Origin of the sequence: Acinetobacter sp. RW6, assembly GCF_041956835.1 — a bacterium.
GTDB classification, from domain to species: domain Bacteria; phylum Pseudomonadota; class Gammaproteobacteria; order Pseudomonadales; family Moraxellaceae; genus Acinetobacter; species Acinetobacter calcoaceticus.
In genome coordinates, this window is the sequence record NZ_CP167121.1 from 1,738,745 (window position 1) to 1,752,525 (window position 13,781).

Genomic DNA, 13,781 nt, shown 5'->3' on the forward strand with positions numbered 1-13,781 from the left:
TTAAATATCCCCTTGTAAAATGGCTGAGCCGTAAATTGTGGTAATGGATGATTGAATGGATAACTTCCGTGTTTCACCATCAAATTGACTATCAAATGAATCAACGCTTAAAACGCCTTGAGTTTCTAAAATTCGCTGGCGAATCATGAGCTCAAAGAGATGATCGGTATATTTACCCAGAACGTCTGTGTTCCAGCCTGTGCCATCTGATGTATCAGCAAACCACTCAGCTACCCAAAACTTAAGGCGTGTCATTACCGCCTGCGCTACACCCTCAGGTGTATTTATATGGAAATTATTTTGACCTTGGCCAAAACTGTAATCCCCATCATCATCTAGCTTTCTATAGCGCATAAAAAAAGCCGCCTTTCAGCGACCCCTCATTTATTTATGGTTTTGGTGGACCAGAATCACCATTGCCCGATTGTACTTTCGTATGGGCATGACCAGATCCAACATCAACATCATTATTTTTTAATGCCCCTAAGACACCTAACCCCTCTTTCATTTCAACCGGACAATTAAAAGAGGCCTTGGTACCAAAAAACTCCAACTCACCAGCATCATTAATCCGGATCTTGGCAGTGCCTGCATCATTTCTTAATTCTGCTGCATCTGTTGCCACATTCTTTAAACGCTTGAGTTGAGATTGCGGCGCAAAGGTAGCGAAGCCATCAGATAGATCATGTTTACGATTTTCAAAAGGTGGCTGGATACCACCGTTTTGCCACCACAAATCAATGCATCGAGATGAAAAATGCACTAAACACTCATCACCCGGTTTAATTGGAAATGTAAGAGCAAAGCCGCCAGCTTTAGGCCAACATACAGGTACATCGGGAATTTTGGTGATTTCCTCATGCTTCATAGAACCATCTTCCAGCATTACTGGAATTTTGATTGCAGATGTAACTGATACTGTTTGCTTGTCACTGTCATATTCTTCAACAATACAAGGTAGATTGGTCCATAACACTGCCAATGCTGATTTAATCGCGTCATTGATCGTATTGAGCAAATGAGGCGATCTTTCGTTATTACTTAAAGCCATAATTAATCCACCGCCAAAATAGTGATACCAGATTTAGGAACAACTGCACCCTGACCGACTGCAACAAGGCTTGTATACCAGTCATCACCGCGAGTATCCCCGTAATGCTCAACCGCTTTTATGATGTAAATACCATTAATACCACCAGCTGTTTTAAGATCTTTCTGTGCCTGGTCTTGGCCTTGTGTCTGGTAATCGATATCAAATGCCTGAGTTTGGATGCTTGTTGTATCCACATGGATACGCCCACCACGCCGTAATTGAGGATTGAGCAAGCAATTCACCATTAGCCCTTCTGTAGTGAGCTGAGGCATTCCAATCATTCCCGAATTGGCATCCATTTCAAAAACTGAATCAAGTAAGTAGCTACTGATACCCACCATGAATAAATATTCATCGTCAATGAAGTACTCAGTGTTTGTATCTTTGCAAAACTGGCGGATCTGATCATCTAGTGAACCGAACATCACTTTGCCACGAACATATTTTTGATCGCTAAGTTCAGGAAGTTCGCCAGTTTCTATGCCTTTGGCTTGGTATTCTTTTGCAAGTTCATTCTTGACCTGATCAACTGAAGTACCGGCTGCGATAGTTTTATTAACTAATGCATAGTTTTTAGCTTTATCACCTGACTGAGCCAGAATGCATAAAAAGGTATCTGTCGGGCTTTCACGTCCACGACGATATTGAAAAGTTGAACCTTTAAAAATTGTGGCCAACTCATCACCGTAACCAGCCTCAAAAGTCACCATGGCACCGACATTGGAGTTATTCTCACCGGCAAGCCGATTCATTGTATCAACTGATAAGTTATAGATATAAAACTCAGCCGCTTTTGGGGTTTCAGCTGTAGGTTGATTAATACGGAAAACAATCCGCATTTCTGATAAATCTAATGCCTCAGGCTCACCATATTTAAGTTGAACGGTTAGCCGGCAATTACGCTTCCATTGTTCACTCATTATGGATCCTGCCAAAAAAGTTTTAAGTTGGTACCCAAATCATTAAATGATTGGCTCTCATCTTCATTTAAGTTTTGAACGTACATAGAACCGTTAATCACATGACTAAACGGATTTAAAATATCAATGCCTGAAACTAGTGGAATGCCCAAGGCAATTGGTTCAGCATTAGTTTGATAAATATCAAGGTACCATCGTTTGCGATAAACTAGTTTGAGCTGGTAATTCATCTTGTTCAGTTTGATAAAAAACTTCTGATTACGGTCGAGTAAAGGGATTTCATATAAAGCCATATTAAAGCCCTACCGTATAAGCGCCGCCAACCTGCCCTAATCCTGTGATTTGAGAGAGCATAGAAGCTTCAACTTGTTTGGGTTGTTTAGATCCTGAATCAAATACACCTGATGTAATTTCTGGATTCTTTTGATCAGCGATTGAAACGAGCGTTTCTTTAGTGGAAACAATAAAAACTTTCTTAAACACAATATCGATCATTAGTGCATTTTCAGAAGTTTCATCTGTGACATTCTTTAATGACTTAATCAACATGTCTGTATAGAGTCGTTTACCAGTTGAGATAACGAGTCGCTGTCCTTGTAAGGCCTGCAAACCTTGGTAAATCCCTAGTAGAGACAAATCAGACCCAATAAACGTATTACCAATAAGACCATTCATCCTTCCAGCACTTTCGGACCATCCAATTTTCATAGTGACTTCAGGCGGTGCTTTATAGCAGTGGTCAGAAATCGGCGAACCTTTTTCTACTGGATGCTCTGTAATAACGAGTTCATCAGAATGGTTTTCTTCAATCACCACATCAGCAAATAAACCCATTATCGAACGATGGCCACCTAACAAGAGCGACCCTACTGTTTCAGTGATAGCCATGCTTTTCTCCGGGCATTAAAAAAACCGCTACAAAGCGGCTTATTAAGTAGTTAAAATTTTAAAGTGAAGTTATTTTACTTATATCATTCAGAATTCCCTCACAAGTCTTTATTGCTTCATTCGCCATGACTTCACTAACTTGTTTATCTAATTTATAGTCAGCAATCACTCTTCGAGAATGAAAGTCATTAATTTTAAAAGCTAATCCTTTTAATTGTTTATTAGAAGTAGGAAATTCTCTTAAAGTAGTTACTAAAGAAGTATGAGTAGGTCCTCTATAAGCATCAACAGGAACTCCTAATTTTATAACTTTATCTTTAACTTGATGGAATGCACAATAATAACTGCGACCAACTACTTGTCTATAATCTATTTCCCCAATAGGGTTTGTTGACATAATTTTTTTTGAAAAATTTAAAAATTCAATACTATCCACAAGGCATTCCATAAGTTACAAATGTTTCTTTATCACTTAAATCTTCAGCTGTAACAACAAAAGAGAATTTTAATAAATCATCCATTTCAAAGATATCTGTTAATTCGATTAGTTTTTCATTGATTTTATCATTAATAATCATAACTTCCTCAATTGTGAAATCAGGATTAAAATAAAAAAATGAATTTAGACCTTCTGACTCAAAACTATACTTTTTATAGTCTTTCTCAGTATGCTCATGAATTAATTTCGAAATAATTTTGTTAAGTAAAAAAGGTATAACTTTTTCATTTGTTAGTTCATTAACTATAAATTTACTCTTAAATTGATCGTGAAAGATTTGAGCTTTATAACGATCAGCTATTTTATGAACATTACTTTGAGTTTTTGATAGATTGTTTAAAAGATTTTCTTCAATTTCCGAAGTAATCACATAATCTTCTATCCATGGAAATATAAATTCACCTCGAAGTGCATTTTTTTCTTTCTGATGTTTTAGCACTAATTGTTGAGTAACTTTCTTAATAGATTCATTTAGCTTTCTGATATCGAAACCTTCAACAAATCTGAGTGGATCAGCAATAAAATTATTCTCTGCCATACCTCTCTCCTAAAAATTTTCATAAATTGCAAATAATACGAAATAATAATTCATTTTTAATCAACTTTACAAAAAAACACATAAGTATCTGAAATTATTTAATTATATTTTCAACGAGTTCTATAACAAGCATCCATCTTGCCACTCACTTGCTTATAACAAAGCCAAGCATCTTCTTTATATCCCTTGAGCTCTTTCTTAGTCTTCTTATCACGGTAGTACTCTTTAGCTTCCAATAGCTCATCTGAGTCACCACCCATAGATATAGATCTTTCTTCACTATCAGGATTCATTGTTGACTCTTCAATTAAGTATTCTTTCTCACCAATTGTAAGAAGTGTATACATCCCTCCCGCACCACCACCAGATGAAACAATACATCCTTTAGTAATGTTCTTACCATCCACAACAAAGCACTTCCCAACACGATCAGGATTTTCATGTGCATATGCAGCGGCTGAAATTAGAAGAGAGCTTAGTAAACAAGTAATAATTTTCATGGAAAGTAATCCGTTTCTTATTTAAGATTTATTAACTTTTAAAAATCAGATTATATACATGAAAAGATTGCTTTTAATAACATTAACTACATTTTTTAGTATGAGTACTTTTGCTGATTGCTCAAAGTCCAAAACAGCATTTGATGCTCAAAAGTGCTTAAATCAAGAGGTTAAAACGTTAAAAACACAACTTAATGCAACTTATAAAAAAGCTTATGAAACAACTACAGCAAAAGAAGAGTTAGATAATGCACAAAAACAATGGTTAACTTTTAAAGAAAAACAATGCGGTGATTTTGTTGTTGCAGATACCCAAGGAAGCCCTGCAACAGTTGAATATGATTTAACTTGCCAATCTATTCTTTATAAACAACGCATTGCATTCTTAAAAGAACTGTTTAACCAATAAGAAATAAACCGTTTAACAAATTTATTAATCTTGGATTTAATCAATGAAAATACTTCTTTCACTAATTTTCACTTCAACAATTAGTATGGGTGTTCTAGCAAACTGTGAAGTTTATTTTAATGACCCTACTGATGTCGCAAAATGTTATGAAGATGAGTCTTATGCAAAAGTTAGTTCTAATCTTAAGAAATTAAATGAAATTTCTAAAGAACAGTTAAGCTACAACCCAACGGTTTTAAAAGAACTCAGTAAATCTCAAAAGGATTGGATTACTTACCGTAATAGTTACTGTGACACATACAGCAACTATCATGGTGAAAGAAACAATCATTCAAATTGCATTGTTAATTTAAATAATGAACGAGCTAAACAATTGCAAAATGATATTGAAAGTAATTAGCCGAAAAGGCTTTTAGTGTTATGAGCCATAAGAATCATTGTATTTTCTTGCTGTTTTTTAACAGCATTAGCAGATTCCATTGGCTCTCTAACTCCATTAAGAACCATATCAGTTTTATATGTTTGGTGTATCACTACAGATCTAGCAGATGTACTTGATGAATTGTTGATTTGGGTTTTATCTGGATTACCTTTTGGTGGACCGAAATTATTTATTTTAGTATCACCACTATTAATAATCTTTTCCCCCGCATTTGCCACATTGAATTGTTTGTTAAACCTACCCTTTTGGTACTTAACAAACTGGCTTGGTGACATACCTTTCTTCATACCATTTTGACGCATCGCTTTAAGAGTTTTTGCTGAAATCTTATTTGACCCTTTCAGTACTGGTATAACACCAGGCCCAATATTATGGAGCATATATAGGTTCTCACCTGTTATTGGTAACCCATTTTTAGTCAATATGTCTGCATTTTGCTTAGCAAGAAGACCCGTAGCCAAAGTATTAACATGCTTGTCAAATCTAGGATCATTTTTTGTACGAAACCTTTTGCCAATTTTGGTCATTCCAATTTCTTTACCTTCGGTGGTTTTTGCCAAACTATCCCAAGTTGATTGAATAAATTGTCCTGTGCCAATTGCTCCCGTAGGTGACATTTTACCTGTCCAACCATCCTCCATTTTAACAAAGCCGCGCAAAACCTTTTCATCTAGTCCATACTTTGTTGCAGCCTCATGGATATGGCGATCTACATCTTTACCGAAGCTAAAGCCATAACTTTTAGCGACACTGTTTTTAATGGTACTTACTGTTGACTTAGTCGCACTAACCACGGCAGCTGCACCAGTTTTAGCAGCTTCAGTAACTGCTGCAACTGTTTCTTTTGCTGTACCTGCTGGATCATCAATTGCCTTGGTAACAAACTCTACAGTTTTGTCTTTTAGGTTTTTGATTAACTCCGCCAATTCTTTAATGCGGGCAATCGCTGTTTCTATACCACCTTTCCATTTAGACCAATCAATAAGACTTTCACCGCCATTTTTCCAAGTTTGGTAGTCATCCCACAATGCAGCAATAGCAGCGGCAAGCGCTAATACAATACCGATCGGGGAAGCTAAGAAGGCTAAGCGTAACGACTTGATCAGGAAAAGCAGCCCTTTCAACATTGGCAGTACTGAGGCCAATTTAGCGATTGTGCCAATGAAGCCGCCAAAGATCACGGCGAGCAAAGCAAACTTTAACCCAGTGGCCAGAATTGATTTAATCCGTGGATCTAGTTCAGCGAACCAAGAAATAGCACTCCGCAAGAAGTTATTGATCATCTTAAGCACTGGTATAAGCACTTGACCCGCTGTCATTACCACAACTTCTGTAATGGCTTTGGTCGTCATGGTGATGTCACGGAACTGGACCATGAAATCTGTACCAGACTTTGTAAGCTCATCGGTTAAACCAACGTCTTGCCGTAACTTTTGGTATTTCTCCATGTTGCCGATAAACTTATCATCACGCATGGCCATAAGGGTGTTTTCATCAATACCTAATGAACTGGCGTAAGCATTAGCTTGGTAGTAATCCATACCTTTCATAGTTTTAGAAAGGTCTTTCATAACTTCCACACGGTCACGCAATTGACCGTTACCGTCACGAGTAGCAACACCCATACCCGTTAACATTCCCTCATAACCGGGTGAGTTACGCATCTTTTGGGCTACGTTCTCAAGCGACTGTAATGCATTTTGCGAATTACCGCCCATTTGAGAAATTGCATCACCATACGCACGGATATTTGAAGCAGAGGCACCAATACGTTGAGATGAGTAATACAGCTTATCTAGCTCACTTGCTGTCTTAGCTACGGCCACAACTGCACCAGTTGCCAAAAGCAATAAAGTTTTATGCAGTAATGCTGCTTTGAGGTCTACCCCTTTGAGGGCATCACCCATTTTTCTAGCGCCTTCGTTGTCCGTAGAAAAACCCAAGGACACAAAGAAGTCACGAATAACTGTATCACTCATGTTCGTCTCAACTTTTTTTCTGGTCGTTAAATTGCTCAAGTAAAAGCTGGTTATCGGCCTGCACATCTAATGCATCATTCATTAATGCAATATCAGTAAGGTCTAGAGTTCCATCTTTTAGTGACTCATAACGACAAAGACCACGAATCACAGGCCGTAAAAGCCAATCCTCGTGGTCTGGTAAATGCTTAAATGTTAAGTGGGCTGTTTCTTGCTCAATGCCTTCGTAAGCAGCCCTTGAATAAAATTTCCCAAGTTAATGCGCACCACTGCAATTGTGAGTGGAAGGATGTGTTCGATGCCTAAGTCATCAAACATCAATGAATCTTTCATTACTACTCTGGCACCGTCACGCGTAACAACAGAAAGACACTTTTTCATAACGTAGTTGGCATCATCCTCAGGCATCTTCGCAAATGCATCAATGAATGGCTGAATTGATTCACCAAAACTATTAAGGTCAAAATCTTCTAAAGCACTTAAGTCAGGGTTATCGGGATCATCACCAAACTTATCCAATAGATCCATTACATTACTTTTCAGAATCTCAGTCATGAAAGGAACAATGGTGGGGATAATCGGAGCAATTTTTCGAGATACGTGAAATTGATCAAAAGCATCTAAGCGGCCAATTTCGTAATTATGATTACCAATTTGCATTAGTCATAAGCTCCTAATTTTTGATCGATCTTGATTGCATCAAAAGCCCACTCGTTAAAATCACCGACTGTCTTGTAGGCCAAGTCAGTGTGTTTTTTGAATGCACATTTTGTGGCGGTGGCATTATCACCAGAACCGGTATGGTTCAGCGTGATAGTATTCTTCCCCCACTTCTTCGTACTTGAACGCTGGATGTGGTAAAGATTAGAAAGCTTTGCATTGACTGGTGATGTTTTTAATAATCGTACAGTCACGGTGCCAGACTTATTGGCACTTAATGAATGCATCCCTTCACCATCCGCGCCAATAGTCATGGTATTGGCGTCACCAGCCATTGCAATGGTGATACCTTCATCTGCAATGGCCGCACCATAACCAATATCAATGACACCATCATCACTGGCGAGTGTGCATTGGGTGTCCATAAATGAATATGTAGACATATTTTCTTATCCTTTAGCGATTTACAGAAACAAGCACATTAGAGAAATGTGTTGCACCTGCTAACTTGATAGCGATCTGGAAAACGGGAGATTCACGCGCTTCACGTTCTGATTGCGCTTGGTCATCTAAACTATTGGCAAAGACGTAATATCCCTTTGGAAGATAGTCACCAGTTTCTAAAGCCCCAAATGAATCACCATTCCATTGACCAGGGCCTATAAGTCCGTTCGTTACTGCCTGTTCTAATGCCCGTTCCAGCACTGCGCATTGGCGATTCACGCCACTTTCAAGCTGTGGAACTTTGGTTGTTGTGGTGTAGAAAAGATTCCACAATGCTGTCTCTAAGTGGTTTTGCAACCAATCAAGACCATGACGCTCATCAATGAATGAGCCATCACACATGACACCTTCTTGCAAAATGGCCGTGTCGTTGTTGTAGCCTGCAAATACATTACAGTTTTTAGCACTCAGAGCTTTCGCCTGAGATACTTGTAAGTCCTCAGCCTCGACACCCGGTAGTTGTTTAAACTTCAATGTAATGGTTGTGTTGGTACCATTGAAATTAACGCTGAATGCACGACCAAACACGGAAGCGGCTGCATGTGGGGTATCGCCCGAAAAAATCGTAAATACACGACCATTATTTGCTTTACTGAGCTTGTAAGCTAGATCGGCTGTGCTGGTACCATCTAACGCCAAAGAATTTGTAATAGTCTGGCCATAAATGCGTGAAGGTGAAGCCGCAAGGATAAAATCGGCTACAGACTCAGAATCAGCATCAGAGATTGGCTCTGCAATGTCTAATCCATACCATTTAAGCGATTTGTCAGCTAAGTGTGTAATCGCATCCATTAAAGGTTCAGCTGCATAGCCGCTGACTGGTACCGAAGCATGACCAACCGTTAAACCCATTAATGATGAAACGTCTGTGCCAGTTGCATTGGCAATAGCATATGAAATGGTTGAAGTGGTACCAGTGGTTAATGATGTAATTTCAAAACGGTTATATACATCATTCCAAGTTACTGAAGCAGTACCAAGCTTTGCAGTTAATGCCGAAGCTACACCGTTTAGATTGGTCACAGCCGATAGATTCAATGCGGTAACAATCTTTTCTACCCCATCAATGGTGATTTTCATCGAACCATCTGAAATGGCAGTGAAGTTCGCAATATCACGTTGGGCTGAAGATAAAACCGCACCTTTTAAAACGGCCGAACTTGCAGATTTAACCCAGCGGCCAATATACAAAACTCGTGGCTTAGGTACTTGGCCAAAGTACTTTTGAGCAGCTTTATATTCTGGTGCATCGGTACCGAAGTCTAATGATACTGGCGTAGGGTCTGAATATTCACGCAAACGTTCAAGTGGATCTACTACGCCATCAGTAGCCCCCAGAACAAGCAAAGAGCCGAAACTACGCGGCCCTGCTGCCAATGCCGCCAAACTAATGGAGACATTAGTAACATCAGAAACTGACAATGTCATGGATTGCTCCTAGGAAAATTTATTGTTCCAGCATCTACAAATGACTTAACAGCAAACGTGCGTAATGTTTTACGCTTAAAGACAGCGGTTAGGTCATATCGATGTACATACTGATTATTGAGAAAGTCAGGCGCGGTGATGATCTCACCCACCTTGATAAATTTGATTTTTTGCGCTTTGAGCTGCGCGATGTTTTGCGGAATGCCTAGACCAGCTTGAAGGACGTTTGCAATTGATTGGCCGTGGTCGCCATAAAACGAAAGGAATAGCGTCAATTCTTCATGTCGAATTGAATCCATTGTTTCGTCTTTCTGGTCGAAGTAAGGCCCATCATCTGGAATTATTGACTTTACGGCGAAGGCGCACCAATCCTCACCAATTTCAGGAAATGGCGGTGGATCTCTTTGGAAACGTGGACGAACCATTGCACCCGGTAAAGAAGTAATCCCGACAATGAAGGCTTGAAAGATGTCCTCAAGTTCTTGGTCATAAGCAGATCCGCCACTAGGGGTGATATATCCCCCTGAAGCAGAGTCACCCATGATTTACCCCAGTGGTTTAAGCTCACAAATTGCTTTTATAAAGCCTTGGCCATAATGCAGGTTATCTAAAACCTGAGACACAATGTAGGTTTTACCCTTCCATACAATCTCATCAGCTTTGGTGTTTTTATCACCCGCAATTAAAGCAAATTGCGTATGAATATTGATTGCACCCTTAATCAAGGTGCCATCTGCACGGCGGTCCATTTTGATGCCACTATTGGTTGTAACGACACCTGAAAATGGAGTGTTTGTAATTGTCTCTTGTGGTCGTCCGTTGTTTCCAACAATGACCTCTGTACGCTTGCAAATAATGCCTATGTAATTAAAGTCAGGATCTAAAAGCACATCTGAGACATCAAGTTGTGGCACGCTTTATCTCCTTATCCTTTTTCATGATTACGTAAGTAACCGACTTTCTAAGCTCTCCCGTATCAATCAACGGCCGAACTAGGCCCGATTCAGCAGGACCTGATTCAAGCTGCTTAAGATATGTCTTAGCGCCTTTACGTCCACGCCGTGCACGCGCTCTGATTGTTGTCAATGACAAAGGGGCAAATTCACCATTTACGAAATATGCCCTGACCGAGTTCATTGCAATCATTCCAGCGGATTCAAGCAACATCATCATTCTTTGGCTATTACCATCTAAAGCAGCATCAACCGCTTTAACAAGCTTATCGCCTACCGGTTCTTGAACTTCTTCAACACCCGGAACAAGAAATGGACGCTCAGGAATGTTTTGAGAAGGTGAACCACCTTCCATAAGGTAGCCAATCTGCGCATTAGTTAGGCCGTCAGCATCTGTACGGGCTTCACCATGAGGAATACCGACCAGCACATCCATTTGGGATAAATCAGAAAAAGCTTGAAGGATATTTGCAAGGCCAGCACCAGAAGATTTAACACCACTGCTCATAGTTGGATACCTCCAGCACCAGCCATCATCAATAACTGATAAAACTGAACGCCGAATGTAGTCTGATTCCAATGCCCAGCATCTGTAATTAGAACACCTGACACATCCATTGATTTAGAAACGCCATCAACTGATTTAGACGTCTCGTTGCCTACGATCTTGCCTACGTCTCCACCAATAGCGCTCATCGTCATAGTTCGTTTAAATAATACCAAATAATGAGCTATGAACAAGGTCAAACCATAATCGAGCAAATCCTCCCAACGTTCCTCACGAAGTAACTTTTTCCCAAGGTTTAAATAAAAATTAAACTGAAATGACGGATATTGCGCAGTATCAGCAAAAGCCGGCATTTCTTCACGAAACGAGGATTCACTGATCATGGGTTAGGTTTCCTTTGGTGTGTCTTTTGCTGGAGTAGCCTTTGCCAAATCAGCCTTTAATTTTGTGATTTCAGCATCACGGTCTTTAAGCACCTTTTTAGCTTGTTCAAGTGCAGACTTTGACTCTTCCGCTTGAGCCTGAAGATCTTTAGCAGATTGGATTTTAAGGTTAGCGATTTCAGTGTCGCGGTCTTTAATAGTCCCTTCAAGTTGTCCGATTTTCTTTGTGGCCGCATCAGATTGCGTTTGAAGAATACTTAATTCTTCATTCGCTATTTCTAGTTGCTTTTGAAGCTCACCTGTTTGGATATCGTTATTTGAAATCTCTTGGCAATGCGCTTTCACAAACCAGTTGTCAGCGATTTCGGCATCTACATGCTGCAAACCAACTGCTAATTTATGTGTTCTGGCCTGTCCATTTTCATCGGTTCCGAGATTTACCGTTAATGGACGAGAAAGAAGAATTTGTACTTGTTTGCTCATGTCCTAATTCTCCTTATAGACCATCTGCATAGAATGCAGTTTCTGGATAAATCCATTCAATTGCACCTAAACGACCGTAGTAGGTAGTTAATTGACGTAGATCACGATATTCAACCGGAGTGCGTTGTAACGGGACCATTGGGAAGCGGACACGGTTTTCATTTTGCGTATAGCACATCATGCGGTCAGTTCCCGCTGTGCCACGTTCCATACACCATTTAGAAGGCTGGATGTCTAATGGCTTACCATTCTTAGCCATTGAGATACAGTTAACTTTGATGTATTCCAAAACTGAAATATTGCCAGCTTCAGAAACTTTGCGTGTTACTGCTAAGCCAAACTGTTCAGGTGGCAACAACAATTTAGAAGGACAAACTGCAAATCCTGAAGCAATCCAAGCGTTATATAGAATCAAGTTCACATCGGCCAGCATTTCGTCTGCTGTTGCCAATTTCCAGCTCTTATTAACGTTGGTAGCACCAACCTTGTCAGAATTAAGAAGGCCTTGCACACCGATAACTTCATCACCGATATAGACTTGCTCATCGGTATCCATATTATGTTTAAGGATTAAACCACTGTGCTTTAAGGCATCAACTGGACGACCAGCTTGGCGAGCAGATTCTAACTCAGGAATGGTCCAGCCAATTTGGTTGGCCCAAAGAGTTAAAGGCAGTGCGGTTTTACCGATATCTAACGCAATACCTTGGATAGCATCTGCATTTTTACCTACCCAAGATTTACCTTGAGGTGAAGCACCTCCAGCTGCTGCAAATGTTGCATTTGAGAAACTTGAAATCTCATCAGCAATAGATACATCAGAACGCAAGTCAACATCGCGCCCCCATGTTACATCCACCAAAGGCTCATGCATTGTTTGGTCAAGACGTTCTAGCTCACCCACCATGAAAACACCGGTGCTATCAATAGTTCGTGAGTCAAAGGTCATCATGTGATCACGAGTACGAGCACGTACAGGTGTTGCTGTTCCCATGGCCAATGCTTGCGCCATAGTATTCGCAATTAATAGCTTACTCATATTGTCTTTTCTCCAGGCACAAAAAAACCACCTAATAGGTGGCCGTGCTGTTCAATAATTTTTAAATGTTAAATGAGATTTCAACGTTGCCTTGAGCATCGGCATCATGCATAAAGAACGCGTTAGGTAAAATAATACTGTTTGCTCCATCAGCAGCAGCCTCAATTCCTCCCACTGGTTTTGCTTCAGTACCTGCAGCAACACGTACATAAATAGTGCCCGCTTTCTTAGCTGTACCAGCATTACATTTCACGGTCATATAACCACGGCGTAAAACGTCTTGAATGCCATTAGGCTGAGGTGTTGCTTTGCCAAGCTCGTTCTGTGCGGATTGTGTTGGATATGCACGGACTAATAATCCGTAAATACCTGCTGCGGTATCTGCTCCAGCCAAAAGGACAAATTTACCTGTGACAGAATCAATCTTCCCGAACAAACCAAATGCAGGAAATTGCGCTCCTACTGGATGGGATTCAATAGTTGATTGGCTTTTGCGAGAGACATCACCAGGAATACCACTCGGCATACGATATAAAAATGCATTAGACATAATTC

The 13,781-nt window shown here is 39.9% G+C and carries 22 protein-coding genes; 2 read left to right on the forward strand and 20 right to left on the reverse strand.

Going from position 1 to position 13,781, the window contains the following annotated elements:
• The 8 genes from ACB088_RS08155 to ACB088_RS08190 form a co-directional block, all read right to left on the reverse strand.
• The gene (locus ACB088_RS08155) at positions 1 to 354 is read right to left on the reverse strand and encodes a hypothetical protein (RefSeq protein WP_375038583.1); all 354 of its coding nucleotides are present in this window, start codon (positions 352 to 354) and stop codon (positions 1 to 3) included.
• Positions 355 to 388: 34 nt separating this feature from the next.
• Positions 389 to 1,051, reverse strand: coding sequence for a Gp138 family membrane-puncturing spike protein (locus ACB088_RS08160; RefSeq protein ID WP_375038584.1), 663 nt, complete (start codon positions 1,049 to 1,051; stop codon positions 389 to 391).
• Between the two features lie 2 nt (positions 1,052 to 1,053).
• Positions 1,054 to 2,013 (reverse strand): hypothetical protein, encoded by a 960-nt coding sequence (locus ACB088_RS08165; protein WP_375038585.1) that lies wholly within the window; start codon positions 2,011 to 2,013, stop codon positions 1,054 to 1,056.
• A complete protein-coding gene (locus tag ACB088_RS08170) occupies positions 2,013 to 2,306 on the reverse strand; it encodes a hypothetical protein (protein ID WP_375038586.1) in 294 nt (97 codons plus the stop codon). The genes ACB088_RS08165 and ACB088_RS08170 overlap by 1 nt, the downstream gene beginning before the upstream one ends.
• A 1-nt stretch (position 2,307) precedes the next feature.
• On the reverse strand, positions 2,308 to 2,901 hold the full coding sequence (locus ACB088_RS08175; protein ID WP_375038587.1) for a phage baseplate protein: 594 nt from the start codon (positions 2,899 to 2,901) through the stop codon (positions 2,308 to 2,310).
• Positions 2,902 to 2,959: 58 nt separating this feature from the next.
• On the reverse strand, positions 2,960 to 3,337 hold the full coding sequence (locus ACB088_RS08180; protein WP_375038588.1) for a HEPN domain-containing protein: 378 nt from the start codon (positions 3,335 to 3,337) through the stop codon (positions 2,960 to 2,962).
• Positions 3,330 to 3,938 carry a hypothetical protein gene (locus ACB088_RS08185; protein WP_375038589.1) on the reverse strand — a complete coding sequence of 203 codons (609 nt, stop codon included), beginning with the start codon at positions 3,936 to 3,938 and terminating at the stop codon, positions 3,330 to 3,332. The genes ACB088_RS08180 and ACB088_RS08185 overlap by 8 nt, the downstream gene beginning before the upstream one ends.
• A 110-nt stretch (positions 3,939 to 4,048) precedes the next feature.
• Positions 4,049 to 4,438 carry a hypothetical protein gene (locus ACB088_RS08190; RefSeq protein WP_375038590.1) on the reverse strand — a complete coding sequence of 130 codons (390 nt, stop codon included), beginning with the start codon at positions 4,436 to 4,438 and terminating at the stop codon, positions 4,049 to 4,051.
• A gap of 58 nt (positions 4,439 to 4,496) precedes the next feature.
• Here ACB088_RS08190 and ACB088_RS08195 point away from each other — a divergent pair, with 58 nt between their 5' ends.
• Both ACB088_RS08195 and ACB088_RS08200 read left to right on the forward strand, forming a co-directional pair.
• Positions 4,497 to 4,847 (forward strand): lysozyme inhibitor LprI family protein, encoded by a 351-nt coding sequence (locus tag ACB088_RS08195; RefSeq protein ID WP_375038591.1) that lies wholly within the window; start codon positions 4,497 to 4,499, stop codon positions 4,845 to 4,847.
• Between the two features lie 43 nt (positions 4,848 to 4,890).
• A complete protein-coding gene (locus ACB088_RS08200; protein WP_375038592.1) occupies positions 4,891 to 5,247 on the forward strand; it encodes a lysozyme inhibitor LprI family protein in 357 nt (118 codons plus the stop codon).
• Here ACB088_RS08200 and ACB088_RS08205 read toward each other — a convergent pair.
• The 12 genes from ACB088_RS08205 to ACB088_RS08260 form a co-directional block, all read right to left on the reverse strand.
• A complete protein-coding gene (locus ACB088_RS08205) occupies positions 5,244 to 7,268 on the reverse strand; it encodes a hypothetical protein (protein WP_375038593.1) in 2,025 nt (674 codons plus the stop codon). The two genes, ACB088_RS08200 and ACB088_RS08205, sit on opposite strands and share 4 nt — an antisense overlap.
• 7 nt (positions 7,269 to 7,275) lie before the next feature.
• Positions 7,276 to 7,419, reverse strand: coding sequence for a hypothetical protein (locus ACB088_RS08210; RefSeq protein WP_375038594.1), 144 nt, complete (start codon positions 7,417 to 7,419; stop codon positions 7,276 to 7,278).
• Between the two features lie 44 nt (positions 7,420 to 7,463).
• Entirely contained in the window at positions 7,464 to 7,928 is a 465-nt protein-coding gene (locus ACB088_RS08215; protein WP_375038595.1) for a phage tail assembly chaperone, read from the reverse strand.
• Positions 7,928 to 8,371 (reverse strand): phage protein, encoded by a 444-nt coding sequence (locus ACB088_RS08220; protein ID WP_375038596.1) that lies wholly within the window; start codon positions 8,369 to 8,371, stop codon positions 7,928 to 7,930. Before ACB088_RS08220 ends, ACB088_RS08215 begins: the two co-directional genes overlap by 1 nt.
• A gap of 13 nt (positions 8,372 to 8,384) precedes the next feature.
• A complete protein-coding gene (locus ACB088_RS08225) occupies positions 8,385 to 9,860 on the reverse strand; it encodes a DUF3383 domain-containing protein (protein ID WP_375038597.1) in 1,476 nt (491 codons plus the stop codon).
• A complete protein-coding gene (locus tag ACB088_RS08230; RefSeq protein ID WP_375038598.1) occupies positions 9,857 to 10,402 on the reverse strand; it encodes an LIC_12616 family protein in 546 nt (181 codons plus the stop codon). The genes ACB088_RS08225 and ACB088_RS08230 overlap by 4 nt, the downstream gene beginning before the upstream one ends.
• A 3-nt stretch (positions 10,403 to 10,405) precedes the next feature.
• On the reverse strand, positions 10,406 to 10,774 hold the full coding sequence (locus tag ACB088_RS08235) for a hypothetical protein (RefSeq protein WP_375038599.1): 369 nt from the start codon (positions 10,772 to 10,774) through the stop codon (positions 10,406 to 10,408).
• On the reverse strand, positions 10,761 to 11,321 hold the full coding sequence (locus ACB088_RS08240) for a hypothetical protein (RefSeq protein WP_375038601.1): 561 nt from the start codon (positions 11,319 to 11,321) through the stop codon (positions 10,761 to 10,763). Before ACB088_RS08240 ends, ACB088_RS08235 begins: the two co-directional genes overlap by 14 nt.
• Positions 11,318 to 11,704 carry a DUF4054 domain-containing protein gene (locus ACB088_RS08245; protein ID WP_375038602.1) on the reverse strand — a complete coding sequence of 129 codons (387 nt, stop codon included), beginning with the start codon at positions 11,702 to 11,704 and terminating at the stop codon, positions 11,318 to 11,320. Before ACB088_RS08245 ends, ACB088_RS08240 begins: the two co-directional genes overlap by 4 nt.
• 3 nt (positions 11,705 to 11,707) lie before the next feature.
• Positions 11,708 to 12,187: a hypothetical protein gene (locus ACB088_RS08250; RefSeq protein ID WP_375038603.1), complete on the reverse strand. Its 480-nt coding sequence runs from the start codon at positions 12,185 to 12,187 to the stop codon at positions 11,708 to 11,710.
• A 13-nt stretch (positions 12,188 to 12,200) separates the two neighbouring features.
• Positions 12,201 to 13,226, reverse strand: coding sequence for a DUF2184 domain-containing protein (locus tag ACB088_RS08255; RefSeq protein ID WP_375038604.1), 1,026 nt, complete (start codon positions 13,224 to 13,226; stop codon positions 12,201 to 12,203).
• A gap of 61 nt (positions 13,227 to 13,287) precedes the next feature.
• On the reverse strand, positions 13,288 to 13,776 hold the full coding sequence (locus tag ACB088_RS08260; protein WP_375038605.1) for a hypothetical protein: 489 nt from the start codon (positions 13,774 to 13,776) through the stop codon (positions 13,288 to 13,290).
• Between the last annotated feature and the right edge of the window lie 5 nt (positions 13,777 to 13,781).

Bases quoted from the DNA above. Each gene is read 5' to 3' on its own strand.
- ACB088_RS08170 (WP_375038586.1), bottom strand. From the start codon at position 2,306: ATGGCTTTATATGAAATCCCTTTACTCGACCGTAATCAGAAGTTTTTT.
- ACB088_RS08165 (WP_375038585.1), bottom strand. From the start codon at position 2,013: ATGAGTGAACAATGGAAGCGTAATTGCCGGCTAACCGTTCAACTTAAA.
- ACB088_RS08225 (WP_375038597.1), bottom strand. From the start codon at position 9,860: ATGACATTGTCAGTTTCTGATGTTACTAATGTCTCCATTAGTTTGGCG.
- ACB088_RS08250 (WP_375038603.1), bottom strand. From the start codon at position 12,187: ATGAGCAAACAAGTACAAATTCTTCTTTCTCGTCCATTAACGGTAAAT.
- ACB088_RS08160 (WP_375038584.1), bottom strand. From the start codon at position 1,051: ATGGCTTTAAGTAATAACGAAAGATCGCCTCATTTGCTCAATACGATC.
- ACB088_RS08230 (WP_375038598.1), bottom strand. From the start codon at position 10,402: ATGGGTGACTCTGCTTCAGGGGGATATATCACCCCTAGTGGCGGATCT.
- ACB088_RS08215 (WP_375038595.1), bottom strand. From the start codon at position 7,928: ATGCAAATTGGTAATCATAATTACGAAATTGGCCGCTTAGATGCTTTT.
- ACB088_RS08200 (WP_375038592.1), top strand. From the start codon at position 4,891: ATGAAAATACTTCTTTCACTAATTTTCACTTCAACAATTAGTATGGGT.
- ACB088_RS08175 (WP_375038587.1), bottom strand. From the start codon at position 2,901: ATGGCTATCACTGAAACAGTAGGGTCGCTCTTGTTAGGTGGCCATCGT.
- ACB088_RS08255 (WP_375038604.1), bottom strand. From the start codon at position 13,226: ATGAGTAAGCTATTAATTGCGAATACTATGGCGCAAGCATTGGCCATG.
- ACB088_RS08245 (WP_375038602.1), bottom strand. From the start codon at position 11,704: ATGATCAGTGAATCCTCGTTTCGTGAAGAAATGCCGGCTTTTGCTGAT.
- ACB088_RS08260 (WP_375038605.1), bottom strand. From the start codon at position 13,776: ATGTCTAATGCATTTTTATATCGTATGCCGAGTGGTATTCCTGGTGAT.
- ACB088_RS08240 (WP_375038601.1), bottom strand. From the start codon at position 11,321: ATGAGCAGTGGTGTTAAATCTTCTGGTGCTGGCCTTGCAAATATCCTT.
- ACB088_RS08220 (WP_375038596.1), bottom strand. From the start codon at position 8,371: ATGTCTACATATTCATTTATGGACACCCAATGCACACTCGCCAGTGAT.
- ACB088_RS08185 (WP_375038589.1), bottom strand. From the start codon at position 3,938: ATGGCAGAGAATAATTTTATTGCTGATCCACTCAGATTTGTTGAAGGT.
- ACB088_RS08155 (WP_375038583.1), bottom strand. From the start codon at position 354: ATGCGCTATAGAAAGCTAGATGATGATGGGGATTACAGTTTTGGCCAA.
- ACB088_RS08205 (WP_375038593.1), bottom strand. From the start codon at position 7,268: ATGAGTGATACAGTTATTCGTGACTTCTTTGTGTCCTTGGGTTTTTCT.
- ACB088_RS08195 (WP_375038591.1), top strand. From the start codon at position 4,497: ATGAAAAGATTGCTTTTAATAACATTAACTACATTTTTTAGTATGAGT.
- ACB088_RS08190 (WP_375038590.1), bottom strand. From the start codon at position 4,438: ATGAAAATTATTACTTGTTTACTAAGCTCTCTTCTAATTTCAGCCGCT.